Below are 15,131 nucleotides of genomic sequence, written 5' to 3' on the forward strand. Positions count from 1 at the left end.
TTTTCCGTGAATTTCTCAAGCCGGGTGCCTTTGGCGGATCGGGCTTGCCAAATCAACCGCGCAAAGCGCCTGCGGGTAGCCTTCCATTGCGCGATGCGGCGTTCTGATCCACAGGACGCGCCATGATACCCTTGCCCACATGGCTGCGCGGTGCGGTCTGCGCCTTTGCGATCCTTTCCGCGGTGCCGGTTGCTGCCCAGACGCCCGCCACCGCGGCCGAGGTCCGTCCCGGTCTCTGGAAAGTGGCGGACGAGGATACGACGATCTGGCTGTTCGGGACGATCCACGTCCTCCCGGAAGCGGTGGACTGGCACACCGGAAAAGTCGCTGCCGCCTTCGACGAATCGCGCGAACTGGTGACGGAAATCCCCATCGACGAGACTGAGGAGTCGCAAGGCGCGATGGCTGCGGCCAGCTTGCGCAAGGACGGCAAGGCATTGCGCGCGACGCTGCCTCCTCGATTGAGGGCGAAGTACGATGCGGCGTTGCAGTCCCTGAAGCTGCCGGTCGCCGCCTTCGATCGCAACGACACATGGTTCGCGGCGCTGCTGCTTACCCTGCTGCCTCTGCGGGAAGCGGGGTACAATTCGCAGAGCGGTGTCGATGCCCAGGTCGCCGACCGCGCGAAGGCCAGGGGCATGACCAACCATGCGTTCGAGACGGCCGAGTACCAGATCGGCCTGTTCGAGAACCTGCCGCCAAACACCCAGCGTTCGTATCTGGCGGAAGTCATCCAGTCGCTCCCCACCGTCAGGCAGGACGTGGGCGCGATGGTGGCCGCCTGGAAATCGGGCGACGCCGATGAACTGGCCAAGCTGCTCAACGAGGATGAGAGCGACCCTATAGTCCGCAAGGTCCTGCTCACCAATCGCAACATCGCCTGGGCGAAGTGGCTGAAGGCAAGGCTGGCAAAGCCCGGCACGGTGTTCGTTGCTGTCGGCGCGGGTCATCTGGCTGGGCATGACAGCGTGCAGCAGCAACTCGCCGCCGTCGGTGTCGCCAGTACGCGGGTGCAATAGGCACCTATGCGTTTGCGCTTTTCATTCGCGGCGGTGCTGTTGCCGCTCGCGCTACTGGCATGCTCTCCCAAGCCGAAGGAGGCACACCCCGCATTGTGGCGGGTGGAGGATCAGAGCGGGCACGTCGGCTGGCTGTTCGGCACGATCCATGCGTCCGACCGACCGCTGGCCTGGCGCACCCCTGCCGTGACCAAAGCATTCGATGCGTCGCGCATGGTGATGGTCGAGGTTGGCAACCTTGCCGATGAGGCCGAAGTTGCCGCGACGTTTGCGCGCCTCGCTCGCAGCGAGGGCCAGCCGCCGCTATCTGCCCGAATACCAGAGCGCGATCGCCCGGCCCTCGCCACGCTTCTGAAAAAGAGCGGACATGCGGACACGGATTTCGCAGCGATGGACACCTGGGCGGCTGCCCTCACCCTGGCTCGGGCCGGTGCCCAACAGGAAGACTCGCGAAATGGCGTGGACCGGGCCGTGATCGCCGATGCCGGGCCGCGCAAGGTGGTGGAGCTTGAAGGAGCCGCGGCGCAGCTGGGCCTTTTCGATGCCCTGCCCGAGCGTGAACAGCGCGACTTGCTGGGCGCGGTCGTCGCCGAAGCCGCCGCTCCCGATCGTGACCTGGCGGAAAGCTGGCGCAGCGGAGACATGGATGCGATCGAAAAGGAAACGCGAACGGGCCTGCTTGCCGACCCGGAACTGCGCGAAGTCCTGTTCACCGGACGCAACCGGCGATGGACCGAGCGGATTGCCCGCGCAATCCGTCGAGGGGAAAAGCCGTTCGTGGCCGTTGGCGCCGCGCATATGGCTGGCCCGGAAGGCCTCCCTGCCATGCTCGACGCAGAGGGACTGACCGTAACGCGGGTGGAGTAAGTTCGGCACTACCCCTGCCCCCTTACCGCTTGCAATTTCGCGCTTCGACCGATAAGGGCCGCGCCTTCCTGTCATGGTCATCCCTGGAGGCGTGGCGGGCGGTGCAACGGCGATGAGCGTCGGCGCATCGACATCAATCCAGTTTTGAAAGGCAAGTCCTATGAGCGATACGCTTAACCTGCCGGCAGAGACGCGCGATCGGGCTGGCAAGGGAGCCTCCCGTGATCTGCGCCGTCAAGGCCGCGTCCCCGCCGTCGTCTATGGCGGCAAGGAAGAACCCTTTGCCATCCACCTCGAGGAAAAGGAACTGACCCGTCAGCTGATGACCGGCCACTTCTTCAACTCGATCGTCGAGATCGAAGTCGGCGGCAAGAAGTTCCGGACGCAGCCCAAGGACGTTGCCTTCCACCCGGTTTCCGACCGTCCGCTGCACGCTGACTTCCTGCGCGTCGCCAAGGGCGCGACCGTGCACGTCAACGTGCCCGTCGTGTTCGAGAACGAAGAGCTTTCGCCGGGCCTGAAGCGTGGCGGCGTGCTCAACGTCGTTCGCCACGACCTTGAACTCGTGTGCGATGCCGAGAAGATCCCGCACGAGATCACCGTGGACGTCACTGGTTTCGACGTCGGCGAATCGATCCACTTCAGCCACGTGAAGCTGCCAACCGGCGTGGAAAGCGCGATCACCGACCGCGACTTCACCATCGCGACGATCGCTGCTCCTTCCGCGCTGCGCAGCGCCGAGGGCGAAGAGACGGAAGCCGCCGAAGCCGAATAAGCTTCGACCGGTTCAAAACGGCCCTTCCCGCCCCGGGCTTCCGGCGTGCGGGGAGGGCCTTTTTCTTTGAGTGACGCAGGGACACCGACATGGCGACGCAGCTTTGGGTCGGACTGGGCAATCCCGGACCGCAATACGTCTTCAACCGGCACAACGTGGGCTTCATGGCCGTTGATGCCATTGCCGAAGTCCATGGCTTTGGGCCGGTGCAGAAGAAATTCCAGGGCTGGCTCCAGGAAGGGCGGATCGGCAGCGACAAGATCCTGCTACTCAAGCCTGCGACTTTCATGAACGAAAGTGGCCGCTCGGTGGGAGAAGCCCTGCGGTTCTACAAGCTGGACCTTTCCGCGCTCACCGTCTTTCACGATGAACTCGATCTGGCACCGTTCAAAGTCAAGATAAAGCAGGGCGGCGGCCATGCGGGGCACAACGGGCTGCGATCGATCGACCAGCATCTGGGCGCCGAATTTCGCAGAGTGCGCCTCGGCATCGGCCATCCCGGTCACAAGGATCGCGTTACCGGCTATGTCCTCGGCAATTATGCGAAGGCGGAGATGGACCCCCTCGCTGATATGCTCGGTGCGGTAGCCGCCGAAGCGGACCGCCTGTCCAGCGGCGACGACGTTCGGTTCATGAGCGATGTGGCTCGCCGGATGCAGGACTAAGTTCAGTGGTGTCGAATTAGTTTACATCCCAAGCCCATCGAGAGCGTCATTAACTATCATTATGGCCGTTTTCCGCGATTGGCACAGGATTTGCTGACATCTTGGTTATCAACTGGGTAACTAAACGGGGAATACCTTAATGCTGCGTAAAACACTGCTCGCGCTGACACTGACCACTGTAGCGACGATGTCTCTGAGTGCGCCGGCGCATGCAACCTGGGGCCACAAGCACTCCTGCGGATGCGGGCACCTTTCAAAGAAGCAGTGCGGGGGCGGCACCTCTTCCAGCACCTCCGGCGGGACGACCACGACATCTGGCGGCACCACGTCCACGTCCGGTGGTACGACTTCGGGCGGCACGACTTCGACCTCCGGTGGCACCACCTCGACATCGGGTGGCACAACGTCCACGTCGGGCGGCAGCAGCGGCGGATCGTCGGGCGGCACCGCCGTTCCCGAGCCTGGCATGCTCGGGATGCTTGGCGTTGGCCTGGTCGGCCTCGCCTATGCTCGCCGCCGCAAGAATCGCGCCTGAGATTAAGCAAGTCGATCGCCCTCGTGTCCAAGCATGAGGGCGGACGACCGGGCCGCTGCAGACTACCCTGCGGCGGCCTTTGCTTTGGCCAAGTCCCGCGCAATCGTCTCGTTTCGGGGATCGAGCGCCAAGGCGGCTTCAAAAAGCCTGCGCGCACCAACAAGGTCACGCCCGCCATCAAGCCGCACTTTTCCGGCGGTATAGAGGTAATCCGCACTGGCATCGTCCAGAGCGACGGCACGATCCGCATGCGTTATGGCGGCAGGTCCATCGCCCAGCCCGGATTTCGCCAGCGCCAGACGCTTCAGCACTTCAGGATCGGGGCGCTCTTTCGACAGCCGTTCATAGAGAATTGCCGCTGTTTTCCAGTCGTTGACAGCCAGCGCCTGTTCGCCCCGATCGACAAGAGACATCGTCGCTTTCAACCGGCGCGGCTCAAGCCTTGACTGAAGAAGCGTCGCCTCCGGTGCATCGATCGCCTTGGCTGCCTGCAGCGCCTTTTCTATAACCTCGGGCTGCGCAAGCGTGCTTGCCGCCAACGGGCCCAAGGTCTGCCATGCTGCGACAGCATCCCCGGTTGCCAGGAGCGCTTCGCCCAGCATCATGCGCGCATAGCGATTGCCCGGCTGCACAAGAGTCGCGCGGCGGAAGATGACTCGCGCCTGTTCGGAATGGCCCAGCCGCAGCAACGCTTCACCATACGTCATGCTGAGTGCCGAGCCGGCCTGCAGCGTGGACTCCTTGCCCTGAAGCGCAAGGCGGATCTTCTCCCACTCACCTTTTTCCGCCATGATCTGGAAGCGCATGCCTTCCACGGCACCATCGTCCGGCGCGATTTTACCCGCCTGGTTGATGAGCGTCGCCGCCGCGTCCATGTTGCCTGCGCCGTCGTACAGGCTGGCGAGCGCAAGCATTGGCGCAACCCGATCGGGAAACGCATCGATCGTCTTCCGATAGCCGACGACGGCGGCGTCGTCGCTTCCTCGAGCGACAGCCAGATCACCCGCCATCACCAGTGCTTCGTATGATCGGGGCGCCATCATCCGCAGTTTTGCGAGTACACGCCCGGCAGCATCGATATCCCCGGCCAACAGCAGGGATCGTCCATAGGCCGCAGCCAGACGCACGTCGTCGCCCACCCGCATTCCGCGCTCGAATGCTGCCCTTGCCCCCTGCTCGTCTCCAAGAGCTAGAAGTGATTCGCCGCGGATGCGCCAGCCGTCCACGGTTTCGTCCTGCCCCAGCGCAGTCAGCGCTTCGTGCGGACTTCCACGCAGCAGCGCGATATCGGCCTTAAAGCGGGCCAGCGATTTATGGGGTGCTCCGGCTCGTTCCAGGCGCCCGACAACCGCTTCGGCGCCCTCCGGGTCACCCAAGCGCACGTGGGTCTCCGCCAGCAACAACAGCATTGCGCGATCATCGGGCCGTTTGGCGAGCGCACTGACAAGATCCAGCCGGGCCTTGGTAAAATCCTGCGCGGCGAAGTGATGGCGCGCCTTTGCGAACAGTTGATCCGGCGTCTCGCCGCAGCCAGTCAGTGCAGCGAACGCCGCAAACGGCAGGACAAGGCGGATCGCGGCATTCATATCGGCCGCCTTATGCGCAATGCCTGAAATTTCCGTCAACCGTCGCTGACCGGCGAACTGGTCAAGTCATGCCAAGGCGGCTATGGGCGCGGCAACAAGGGCCGTCGTGCGGCCTGAAATCTGAATTTCGGAGTTTGTGATGGGTTTTCGTTGCGGGATCGTGGGCCTTCCCAATGTCGGCAAGTCCACTTTGTTCAATGCGCTGACGGAAACGCAGGCCGCGCAGGCGGCGAACTATCCGTTCTGCACCATCGAGCCGAACGTTGGCCAGGTCGGGGTTCCAGACCAGAGGCTCGACAAGCTGGCGGCGATCGCCGGGTCGGCCAAGATCATCCCCACCCAGCTGTCGTTCGTAGACATTGCCGGGCTGGTACGTGGCGCATCGAAGGGTGAAGGCCTCGGCAATCAGTTCCTCGGCAATATCCGCGAGGTCGACGCGATCATTCACGTTCTGCGCTGCTTCGAGAATGACGATATCCAGCACGTCGACAACAAGGTCGATCCGATCGCCGATGCGGAGACGGTAGAGACGGAACTCCTGCTGTCCGACCTTGAGAGCCTAGAAAAGCGCGTTCCTGCCGCCCAGAAAAAGGCGACGCAGGGCGACAAGGAAGCCAAGATCATCGCCTCGGTATTGGGCCAGGCGCTGGAACTGCTGCGCGATGGCAAGCCTGCCCGGCTGACCCAGCCGCGTGACGAAGACGAAGCGCGGGTGTTCGCGCAGGCTCAGCTGCTGACGGCCAAGCCGGTGCTCTACGTTTGCAACGTCGAGGAAGAAGCGGCGGCTGAGGGCAACGCGTTTTCGGCCCGCGTTTTCGAAAAGGCGGCTGCCGAAGGAGCCAGCGCGGTGATCGTATCAGCGGCGATCGAGGCGGAACTGACCGGCATGGATCCTGAGGACCGGATGGTTTTCCTGGAAGAGATGGGTCTTTCCGAGGCCGGTCTCGCCCGCATCATCCGCGCAGGATACGCGCTGCTCGAACTGCTGACGTTCTTCACCGTTGGCCCCAAGGAAGCCCGCGCATGGACCGTCCACAAAGGGGCCAAGGCTCCCGACGCTGCAGGCGAAATCCACTCGGATATGCAGCGCGGTTTCATCCGCGCCGAAACCATAGCCTATGACGACTTCATCGCGTTAAACGGAGAAGCTGGAGCCAAGGAAGCTGGAAAGCTGCGCCAGGAAGGCAAGGAATACGTCGTCCATGACGGAGACGTGATGCATTTCAAGTTCAACGTCTGATCCGAAAGTGCCCGTCCGCGTGGCGGGCACCTATTTTTCGGCCGGATCAGCTCGTGCAGGTCATCGTGCCGTCGGCCCGGAACGCTACACGCTCCTGCGCGTCGTGGACGATCAGCCTTGCCGGCCATTTCGTTTCGCCTCCACCGGTATCGCCATCCGGCAGCCGCACGAAATCGACCCAGCTGCCAAGGCCGACGTAGGATGAGCGGGCACCGCCGGACAGATCAGCGCTGGCCTCCTTCGCCGAATAGCGCTTCAGGTCCGGCCCTATCCGCATGAAGCCTTCGTCCTTGCCCGCGACAAATAGGGCATCTTCCGCGTCACCCTTGCGGAAGGTGCAGCCAGGTTTGTCGAGCCCGTATCGGGCGACGTCGTCGCTGGTGATCGCTGCTGGAATGATCGGCTGGAACGGTTCCTTGCTCATTCGCTCGACCATGGCGACATCCTTCGCCTGATCAGCCCCCTCAGTCGCCGCATTTTCGCCTTTGCATCCTGAAAGGAGGGCGAAACCGGCCAGTATCAAAATCGTCTTTCGCATCACTTTCGCCCGAACAGTTTTTCTATGTCCTGATGGGCAAGCTTAACCCACGTGGGGCGTCCATGGTTGCACTGGCCCGATCGCGGCGTGCGCTCCATTTCCCGCAGCAATGCGTTCATCTCCGCGACCGATAGCGATCGGCCCGCCCGGACCGATCCGTGGCAGGCCATGGTCGCCAGTACGAGATCAAGTTTTTCCCCCAACAACAGGGCATCGCCATTGCGCGCGAGATCGTCGGCCACATCCCGAACGAGAGATGCGGCGTCGCTTTTCGCCAGCACCGAAGGCACGGCACGGACCAGCATCGCCGCCGGGCCAAAACGCTCCAGCACCAGACCGAGACGGGACAGATCGGCGATCTTCTCTTCCACCGCATCGCACGCCGCTTCTTCCAGTTCGACTACCTCGGGCAGCAGCAATGCCTGCGACCGGTTCATGGCTTCGTCCGCCCCAGCTGCCTTCAGCTTTTCAAGAACCAGGCGTTCATGGGCGGCATGCTGATCCACGATCACCAGACCATCTTCCGCTTCGGCGACGATGTACGTTCCCGCGACCTGACCCCGCGCCACCCCCAGCGGATAGCGTAATGCTTCACCATCGGGGGTTTCCGCAGGCTCGGCGCGACCGGACGGTGCCGCCATCACGTCCGCCTCATAGGATCGCCATGCGGACCCCGCTTCGGATACGCGCGGTGAATAGGTGTTGGACGCGGCTCCATATTCGCGCGCGAAAAGCGATCCGAGCGATGCTGCCGGAACTGATCGTCCTTGCAGGTCTTGATCGGCGACTGGCTCGACCTGCCACCTGTTCATCGCTGCCGATGCGGCGGGCTGCGCGCTTTTCTGCCCTGCTCCCTCCAACGCATGCCGCAGCGCGCCGACCAGAAATCCCCTTACGAAGGCCGGATCGCGAAAACGCACTTCCGTTTTGGCGGGATGAACGTTCACGTCCACCTCGTCTGGCGGTATGTCCAGAAACAACGCCAGGACGGCGTGTCGGTCTCGCGCGAGCATGTCCGAATACGCCCCACGTACCGCACCGACGAGCAGGCGATCCTTCACCGGCCGACCGTTCACGAACAAGTATTGGTGATCGGCGACCCCGCGGTTGTAAGTGGGCAGGCCAGCGACTCCCGTCAGCCGCGCGGTGCCGCGTTCCGCGTCGATCAGTACGCCATCCTCCGCCAACTCGCGCGCGATCAGTCTCGCCACGCGGGCCGCCAACTCCTCACGTGGCTGGACGGCCAGCACCCGCCGCCCGTCGTGCTCCATCTCGAAGCCGACATCCGGCCGGGCCATGGCGAGGCGCCGTACCACATCCAGGCAGGCGGCATACTCAGACCGGGCGGTCCGCAGGAATTTGCGCCGTGCAGGGACCTTGCCGAATAGATCCTCGACCCGGATGCGTGTGCCGGGCGGCAGCGCTGCCGGGCCGTCACCGCCAACCACGCCGTGATCGATAACCCGCCTCCAGCCTTCCGCCGCGTCATGTGGACGACTTTCGATAGTCAGGCGCGCCACCGAACCGATCGATGGCAGCGCTTCCCCGCGAAAACCGAGCGTAGCGACCATTTCGATCTGCTCATTCGGCAGCTTGGACGTTGCATGGCGTTCCAGCGCCAAGGCGATTTCATCGGGCCGCATCCCGCAGCCGTCGTCCGTCACCTCGATCATGTCGAGCCCGCCGGATGCCAGCCGCACCGTTACTTGCGTGGAACCGGCATCGATGGCGTTTTCAACCAGTTCCTTCAGCGCCGACGCCGGCCGCTCGACCACTTCCCCCGCAGCTATGCGGTTGACGAGATGTTCGGGCAGGCGGCGGATCGTGGGCATCTATATCTCGGCTAATGGAGGTGCCGGTGTCAGTGGCGCGCGAAAGCGATAAGGTGCCAACCTAGCGATGAAACGCGGGTAATTCGAGACAGGCAACCCGGAATTCCCCCCGGAAAAAGTGACAAAATTTTGGCCTTTCGCGAATCGATGGGCTAAGGGGTGCCCTCCCACCCAAAAACCCCTTTCGCACTTTCCGAAACCCGATCGGAAAGCGATTGGAAAGAAACGGATTTTAGATGGCCGGCCCCTTCTCGCGATTCTTCAAACTCGGCTCCCAGAACATGGCGATCGACCTGGGTACGGCCAACACTCTCGTTTATGTCCAGGATCGCGGAATCGTTCTGAACGAACCCTCGGTCGTCGCGATCGAGACGATGAACGGCGTGAAGAAGGTCAAAGCCGTCGGCGACGATGCGAAGATGATGATGGGCAAGACACCCGACAACATCGAGGCTATCCGCCCCCTGCGCGACGGCGTTATTGCCGACATCGAAATTGCGGAAGAAATGATCAAGCATTTCATCCGTAAGGTGCACGGAAAGAAGAATCTTTTCCGCTATCCTGAGATCGTGATCTGCGTGCCTTCGGGCTCCACCTCGGTTGAACGTCGCGCCATCCGCGACGCCGCCAGCAACGCTGGGGCAAGCCAGGTGTACCTCATTCTCGAACCAATGGCTGCCGCAATCGGTGCGGACATGCCAGTGACCGAACCGGTTGGGTCGATGGTCGTCGACATTGGCGGCGGCACTACCGAGGTAGCCGTGCTGTCGCTGCGCGGTCTTGCCTACACCACGTCGGTGCGCGTGGGCGGTGACAAGATGGACGAGTCGATCGTCTCGTATGTCCGTCGCCATCACAACCTGCTGATCGGTGATGCAACGGCAGAGCGCATCAAGAAAGACTACGGAATTGCCATCATGCCGGCGGACGGCATCGGCGAAACGATCCACATCAAGGGCCGCGATCTGGTGAATGGCGTTCCCAAGGAAATCACGATCACGCAGGCCAATGTCGCGGAGGCTCTGGCCGAACCGATCGGCGCGATCATCGAAGGCGTTCGCATCGCTTTGGAAAACACGGCGCCGGAACTTGCGGCTGACATCGTGGATCAGGGCATCGTGCTCACCGGCGGCGGCGCCTTGATTCAGGGGCTGGACGCCTATCTCCGCGAAGAGACCGGCCTGCCGGTTTGCGTTGCCGAAGATCCGCTGTCCTGCGTGGCGCTGGGCACCGGCCGTGCCATGGAAGACCCCATCTATCGCGGCGTCCTGATGTCCGCCTGATCGATTGAAAGATTAGCCGGGTACGCGGGATTTCGGCCCACGTGCCCGGTGTGATGAATGTGGCAGGCCCGGTCGCCGTCAGGGTGCCACGATGATGACAGGAGTGCATGGCGCATGGCACCGCCAGCAAATCGGCGCTCCGGCTTTTCGCGCAGGGCGCAATACACGACCTTTTTCAGCTACACGGCCGGTGTGGTCGGCGCGGTCGTGGGCTTGGTATTCCTGATCGTCGCCATTGCCAGCCCCGGCTCCTTTGCCATGTTCCGCAGTGCCGCTGCCGACGCGACCGAACCAGCCGCCCAGGCGACTGCCACTGGCCGCAAGGCAAGCAAGGACTTTTTCGCCGAGGTTTCCGGTTTCTTCAAGACCGGTCGTGAACGTGTTCGCCTGGAACGGGAACTGGCCGAAGCCAAAGTTCGCCTCGCGCAGGCGCAGGCGACGAAAGATGAAAACCGACGCCTTAAGCAACTTCTCGACTTGCGCGAGGGAGATGGAACGCCTGTTGCATTCGCTCGCCTAGTTAACTCCACCAGTTCGAGCTCCAGGCGTTTCGCAACCTTGGGAGCCGGGGCTGACCGGGGCGTAATCAAGGGTATGCCGGTCCGCTCACCCATGGGACTGGTGGGCCGGGTGCTCGAAGTCGGCGCGTCCAGTGCCCGGGTTCTGCTGATAACCGACACCGAGAGCCTCGTTCCAGTTCGGCGTGCTCGCGATGGCGTCGCTGCATTCGCCCAAGGCCAGGGCGATGGGATGATCCGCATCCGCCTCGTCAATCTTGGTCTCAATCCGTTACGCAAGGGCGATGTGATGGTCACCACCGGATCGGGAGGGCTCTATCGTCCCGGCACCCCCATGGCGGTCGTCACTGAATTGCTGCGGGATGGGGCGAAGGCACGCGTCCTCAGCAACCCATCGGATACCGACTACGTGATCGTAGAAAGAGCGTGGAATCCGCCCCCGCCTCCACCACTGGCGGATCCGAAGGCTGGGGATAGCTGAACTTGGCGATACTCCCCCGTAACGACGAGGCGATCAGGCAGCGCATAAACCGCAAGCCTTCGACGGTGGTTGCGCGGTCGTTTCCATGGCTGACGATCATGCTGGGATCAATCGTGCCCGGCTGGATGTTGATCGCGTCTGCCCCCGTGCTGCCCCCTTTCGGCTTTCTGATCTTTCTGGCATGGCGGCAACTTCGGCCAGGCATCTTGCCAATTTGGGCGGGATTGCCACTGGGTATCATGGACGATCTGTTTTCCGGCGCACCGTTTGGAAGCGCCGTCCTGTTATGGTCATTGGCGGCCATTGCGCTGGATGTCGTTGAAGCAAGATTGCCCTGGCGTAATTTCGTTACCGAGTGGCTTGTGGCGATCGGATTGATCATCAGTTATATCGTGCTTGGCCTCGGTGTTTCCAACATCGCCGGTGCCGCAGCCCCGATCCGCGTTGTTGGCCCACAGGTTTTGATCTCAGTGTTTTTCTACCCGCTCGTCGGTCGTTTCGTGGCATTGGCCGATCGCATCAGGCTGACTCCCTTCGTGGTCATGCGATGAAGATCGATTTCAGGCGACTGATCCGTCAGCCGCACGTGACGAATGGCACGCTCCGCAACAGCTTCGATCGTAGAACCGTGGTGTTGGGTGGAATTCAGGGTGGGATAGGTGTCCTGCTCGCCGCCCGAATGACCTATCTGTCGGTCTTCCAGAACGAGAAGTACAAGCTTGAAGCGGAAAGCAACCGCGTCAACCTTTCGCTCATCCCGCCGCGGCGTGGCTGGATATTGGATCGCCACGGCTCCCCCCTCGCCTCCAACCGCGCCGATTTCCGCGTCGATGTGGTGCCGGAGCAAATGACGGATGGCAAAGCGACCATCGCCGAACTTGGCCGCCTTCTTTCGCTCAGTCCGATCGAACTGCAGGACCTTCAGGACAAGATCGACAAGGCTCATGGATTCGCGCCTGTCGAAGTCGCGTCAGGCCTGGACCTCGAACGGTTCTCCGCCGTGAGCGTCCGCCTTCCCGATATGCCCGGCGTGGTGACACAGCGCGGATTTTCCCGCTTTTATCCGACCGGGCCATCGGTCGGCCACCTGATCGGGTATGTCGGTGCCGCTTCGGCCGAGGAGTATGAGAAGGACCGCGACCCTGTCTTAATTACGCCCGGATATAAAGTGGGCAAGGACGCGCTGGAGAAAATCTTCGAAAAGGAGTTGCGTGGCAAACCCGGCGCTCGTCGCGTCGAAGTCACGGCGTCAGGCCGGATCGTGCGGAACCTCGATACGCGTGAGGATATTCCTGGCGAAACGGTCAAGCTGACGATCGACGCCGGCATTCAGGATTATGCCGCTCGTCGCATCGGGCCGGAATCGGCTGCCGTCGTGGTGATGGACTGCCAGACCGGTGCCCTGCTCGCGATGGCTTCCATGCCCAGTTTCGACCCGAACAGCTTTTCCGACGGCATCGGTCGTCTGGAATGGAAAATGCTGTCGGACGACGACCATGTGCCTTTGCGCAACAAGGTGCTGCGCGGCCTCTATCCCCCGGGGTCGACCGTCAAGCCGATGGTTGCGCTGTCGTTTCTCGAGGCCGGTCTGGACCCCAACGAGTCCGTTTTCTGCGGTGGTGGACTGCGAGTTGGAAATCGCGTGTTCCACTGCTGGCAGCGGCGAGGACACGGCCAGGTCAACATGGCCAAAGGCATCTACCAAAGCTGCGACGTGTATTTCTACCATTTTGCCCAGCGCATCGGCATGGATCCGATTGCCGCCATGGCGAGGCGCTTGGGTCTGGGTCAGGAATTCAAGCTGCCTGTCTTGGGCCAGTCATACGGCACCGTGCCAGATCCGGCATGGAAACTGCGTAAGTATCACAAGGAATGGCAAACCTTCGATACGGTCAATGCAACGATCGGACAGGGCTATTTTCTGGTCAATCCGTTGCAGCAGGCGATCCAGGCCGCACGGATCGGCAGTGGCCGATTGATCATGCCGCATATGGTGCATGGCTCTGAAACGAAGCCAGCGCCCTCGCTAGGTATTTCGCAGGAGCACCTTGCTTATATCCATCAAGCGATGTCAGACGTAGCCAATGGACCCGGTTCCGCTCCGAATGCCAAGCTTCCGTTTCCAGACATTAAGGTGGCGGGCAAGACCGGGACAGCGCAAGTGGTTGGACTCAACATTGGCAACGGCAAAGGCGGTTTATGGAAGCATCGCGACCATGGCCACTTCATCTGCTTCGCGCCCGCCGATAACCCGCGTTACGCCTGCTCGGTCGTCGTGGAGCATGGCGGCGGTTCCAGCGCCGCCTACCCCATCGCACGCGATGTGCTGACGTACATCTTCGATCAGCAAAAAGGCATGGATATCCTGACCGAGCTTGAGAAGAAATGGGGCGGTACGGCGAAAGAACGCCTCGATGCGCGTTACCGGGTATACGCTGCCGAGTATGGCGTGGGTGCGCCAGCCGTATCGCCCGAAGAGGAAAGCCGTAAAGTGCAGGAAGCCGAGGAGGCTCAGCAGGAGCGACAACCCATCGTCAGCGACGCGCAGTCACCTGCCCCGGAACCAGACGCCGCTGCCAGTACGGCTCCGGCCCCGTCCAACGCGTCAGGAACGGCTCCGCAATGAGCCGGTCAATCGTCCCCGACGCCATTTCACGCCAGCCCTGGCAGATGTTGATCCCGCTTTGTGGTTTGGTATGCCTTGGCGCGGCCGTGCTCTATTCGGCTGCGGGTGGCAGCCTGCAACCCTACGCGCTGAGCCATGGAATACGGTTCGTTGTTTTCCTTGTGATGGCCATCGTCATCTCGCGCCTTGGGCGGCAACTGTTCGGGATGGCTGCCTATCCGGTTTATGCCGCGATCCTGATCCTACTGGTGCTGGTCGAACTGATCGGAGCGGTTGGTGGGGGCAGCCAACGCTGGTTGAACTTGGGCTTCATGTCGCTGCAGCCATCAGAACTCATGAAGCCCGCTATCGTCCTCGTGCTTGCGCGGTTCTACGAGACGCTGCCTCACGCTATGACTGCCAGTTGGCGCGGGCTTGTGCCAGCCGGCGTGCTCATCGGCCTGCCGGCGCTGTTCGTCCTGATCCAGCCCGATCTGGGCACCGCCACCGCAATCTGCTTCGGCGGAGTGGTCACGATGTTTCTGGCGGGGCTGCCCTTATGGTGGTTCATGAGCGCGGGCGGCGCGCTGATGGTCATCGCTCCCATCGCATTTTTTACGCTACTGCACGATTACCAGCGCAATCGCGTGCTGGTTTTCCTTGATCCTGAGGGCGATCCGCTGGGCACGGGATACCACATCACCCAATCTAAAATCGCAATCGGATCAGGCGGCATATTTGGAAAGGGCTTCGGCAACGGCACGCAGAGCCACCTTCAGTATTTGCCTGAACCGCACACCGACTTCGTGTTTGCGACGATGTCGGAGGAATGGGGCCTCGTTGGCGGCCTGTTCGTGCTTATCGTGTTTGCGATCGTTCTGGGATGGGGAATGAAGGTCGCACGGCGCGCCCCGGACCGGTTTTCCAGCCTATTGGCTGCAGGAATGACGGCCACGATGTTCTTCTACGTGATGATCAATCTAATGATGGTCATGGGACTGGCCCCCGTCGTGGGCATCCCCCTTCCATTCATGAGCCACGGCGGCACTTCCATGCTGACGAACATGATCTGCCTAGGCACTATCATGGCCGTAAACAGGTGGAATCAGGGCAAAGGTTCGCTGGCCTGAAACTTTTTGAAATTGTCCCTTCCCATCTTTGAAACAGCCTTTATAGGGACCTCTCCG

The 15,131-nt window shown here is 62.0% G+C and carries 14 protein-coding genes; 11 read left to right on the forward strand and 3 right to left on the reverse strand.

Annotated elements, in window-relative coordinates:
• Positions 1-122: 122 nt before the first annotated feature.
• The 5 genes from ACZ1JM_RS07495 (at position 123) to ACZ1JM_RS07515 (ending at position 3,861) form a co-directional block, all read left to right on the forward strand.
• Positions 123-1,019 carry a TraB/GumN family protein gene (locus ACZ1JM_RS07495; RefSeq protein WP_465134210.1) on the forward strand — a complete coding sequence of 299 codons (897 nt, stop codon included), beginning with the start codon at positions 123-125 and terminating at the stop codon, positions 1,017-1,019.
• Between the two features lie 6 nt (positions 1,020-1,025).
• Positions 1,026-1,886: a TraB/GumN family protein gene (locus ACZ1JM_RS07500; RefSeq protein WP_465134211.1), complete on the forward strand. Its 861-nt coding sequence runs from the start codon at positions 1,026-1,028 to the stop codon at positions 1,884-1,886.
• A gap of 160 nt (positions 1,887-2,046) precedes the next feature.
• Positions 2,047-2,661: a 50S ribosomal protein L25/general stress protein Ctc gene (locus tag ACZ1JM_RS07505; protein ID WP_465134212.1), complete on the forward strand. Its 615-nt coding sequence runs from the start codon at positions 2,047-2,049 to the stop codon at positions 2,659-2,661.
• 89 nt (positions 2,662-2,750) lie between these two features.
• Positions 2,751-3,326 (forward strand): aminoacyl-tRNA hydrolase, encoded by a 576-nt coding sequence (gene pth / locus ACZ1JM_RS07510; RefSeq protein ID WP_465134213.1) that lies wholly within the window; start codon positions 2,751-2,753, stop codon positions 3,324-3,326.
• 139 nt (positions 3,327-3,465) lie between these two features.
• Positions 3,466-3,861, forward strand: coding sequence for a PEP-CTERM sorting domain-containing protein (locus tag ACZ1JM_RS07515; protein ID WP_465134214.1), 396 nt, complete (start codon positions 3,466-3,468; stop codon positions 3,859-3,861).
• A 62-nt stretch (positions 3,862-3,923) separates the two neighbouring features.
• Here ACZ1JM_RS07515 and ACZ1JM_RS07520 read toward each other — a convergent pair whose 3' ends face one another.
• Positions 3,924-5,447, reverse strand: coding sequence for a tetratricopeptide repeat protein (locus ACZ1JM_RS07520; protein WP_465134215.1), 1,524 nt, complete (start codon positions 5,445-5,447; stop codon positions 3,924-3,926).
• Between the two features lie 139 nt (positions 5,448-5,586).
• Here ACZ1JM_RS07520 and ychF point away from each other — a divergent pair, with 139 nt between their 5' ends.
• On the forward strand, positions 5,587-6,687 hold the full coding sequence (gene ychF / locus ACZ1JM_RS07525) for a redox-regulated ATPase YchF (RefSeq protein WP_465134216.1): 1,101 nt from the start codon (positions 5,587-5,589) through the stop codon (positions 6,685-6,687).
• Positions 6,688-6,733: 46 nt separating this feature from the next.
• Here the strand turns inward: ychF and ACZ1JM_RS07530 are convergent, their stop codons facing one another.
• Both ACZ1JM_RS07530 and mutL read right to left on the reverse strand, forming a co-directional pair.
• The gene (locus ACZ1JM_RS07530) at positions 6,734-7,225 is read right to left on the reverse strand and encodes a hypothetical protein (protein WP_465134217.1); all 492 of its coding nucleotides are present in this window, start codon (positions 7,223-7,225) and stop codon (positions 6,734-6,736) included.
• Complete coding sequence (gene mutL, locus ACZ1JM_RS07535; RefSeq protein ID WP_465134218.1) at positions 7,225-9,057, reverse strand: DNA mismatch repair endonuclease MutL; 1,833 nt, start codon at positions 9,055-9,057, stop codon at positions 7,225-7,227. Before mutL ends, ACZ1JM_RS07530 begins: the two co-directional genes overlap by 1 nt.
• Before the next feature lie 236 nt (positions 9,058-9,293).
• Here mutL and ACZ1JM_RS07540 point away from each other — a divergent pair, with 236 nt between their 5' ends.
• The 5 genes from ACZ1JM_RS07540 to rodA all read left to right on the forward strand — a co-directional run bounded on the left by ACZ1JM_RS07540 (position 9,294) and on the right by rodA (position 15,074).
• Complete coding sequence (locus ACZ1JM_RS07540; protein WP_465134219.1) at positions 9,294-10,340, forward strand: rod shape-determining protein; 1,047 nt, start codon at positions 9,294-9,296, stop codon at positions 10,338-10,340.
• A 114-nt stretch (positions 10,341-10,454) separates the two neighbouring features.
• On the forward strand, positions 10,455-11,339 hold the full coding sequence (locus ACZ1JM_RS07545; protein WP_465134220.1) for a rod shape-determining protein MreC: 885 nt from the start codon (positions 10,455-10,457) through the stop codon (positions 11,337-11,339).
• A gap of 2 nt (positions 11,340-11,341) precedes the next feature.
• Positions 11,342-11,890: a rod shape-determining protein MreD gene (locus ACZ1JM_RS07550; RefSeq protein WP_465134221.1), complete on the forward strand. Its 549-nt coding sequence runs from the start codon at positions 11,342-11,344 to the stop codon at positions 11,888-11,890.
• Positions 11,887-13,965 carry a penicillin-binding protein 2 gene (mrdA, locus tag ACZ1JM_RS07555; protein WP_465134222.1) on the forward strand — a complete coding sequence of 693 codons (2,079 nt, stop codon included), beginning with the start codon at positions 11,887-11,889 and terminating at the stop codon, positions 13,963-13,965. The genes ACZ1JM_RS07550 and mrdA overlap by 4 nt, the downstream gene beginning before the upstream one ends.
• Positions 13,962-15,074, forward strand: coding sequence for a rod shape-determining protein RodA (gene rodA, locus ACZ1JM_RS07560; protein WP_465134223.1), 1,113 nt, complete (start codon positions 13,962-13,964; stop codon positions 15,072-15,074). Before mrdA ends, rodA begins: the two co-directional genes overlap by 4 nt.
• Positions 15,075-15,131 lie beyond the last annotated feature (57 nt).

Source organism: Novosphingobium sp. BL-S-24, from assembly GCF_055521575.1.

Coding starts and splice junctions, on each gene's coding strand:
- ACZ1JM_RS07495 (WP_465134210.1), top strand. CDS start 123: ATGATACCCTTGCCCACATGGCTGCGCGGTGCGGTCTGCGCCTTTGCG.
- ACZ1JM_RS07500 (WP_465134211.1), top strand. CDS start 1,026: ATGCGTTTGCGCTTTTCATTCGCGGCGGTGCTGTTGCCGCTCGCGCTA.
- ACZ1JM_RS07505 (WP_465134212.1), top strand. CDS start 2,047: ATGAGCGATACGCTTAACCTGCCGGCAGAGACGCGCGATCGGGCTGGC.
- pth (WP_465134213.1), top strand. CDS start 2,751: ATGGCGACGCAGCTTTGGGTCGGACTGGGCAATCCCGGACCGCAATAC.
- ACZ1JM_RS07515 (WP_465134214.1), top strand. CDS start 3,466: ATGCTGCGTAAAACACTGCTCGCGCTGACACTGACCACTGTAGCGACG.
- ACZ1JM_RS07520 (WP_465134215.1), bottom strand. CDS start 5,447: ATGAATGCCGCGATCCGCCTTGTCCTGCCGTTTGCGGCGTTCGCTGCA.
- ychF (WP_465134216.1), top strand. CDS start 5,587: ATGGGTTTTCGTTGCGGGATCGTGGGCCTTCCCAATGTCGGCAAGTCC.
- ACZ1JM_RS07530 (WP_465134217.1), bottom strand. CDS start 7,225: ATGCGAAAGACGATTTTGATACTGGCCGGTTTCGCCCTCCTTTCAGGA.
- mutL (WP_465134218.1), bottom strand. CDS start 9,057: ATGCCCACGATCCGCCGCCTGCCCGAACATCTCGTCAACCGCATAGCT.
- ACZ1JM_RS07540 (WP_465134219.1), top strand. CDS start 9,294: ATGGCCGGCCCCTTCTCGCGATTCTTCAAACTCGGCTCCCAGAACATG.
- ACZ1JM_RS07545 (WP_465134220.1), top strand. CDS start 10,455: ATGGCACCGCCAGCAAATCGGCGCTCCGGCTTTTCGCGCAGGGCGCAA.
- mrdA (WP_465134222.1), top strand. CDS start 11,887: ATGAAGATCGATTTCAGGCGACTGATCCGTCAGCCGCACGTGACGAAT.
- rodA (WP_465134223.1), top strand. CDS start 13,962: ATGAGCCGGTCAATCGTCCCCGACGCCATTTCACGCCAGCCCTGGCAG.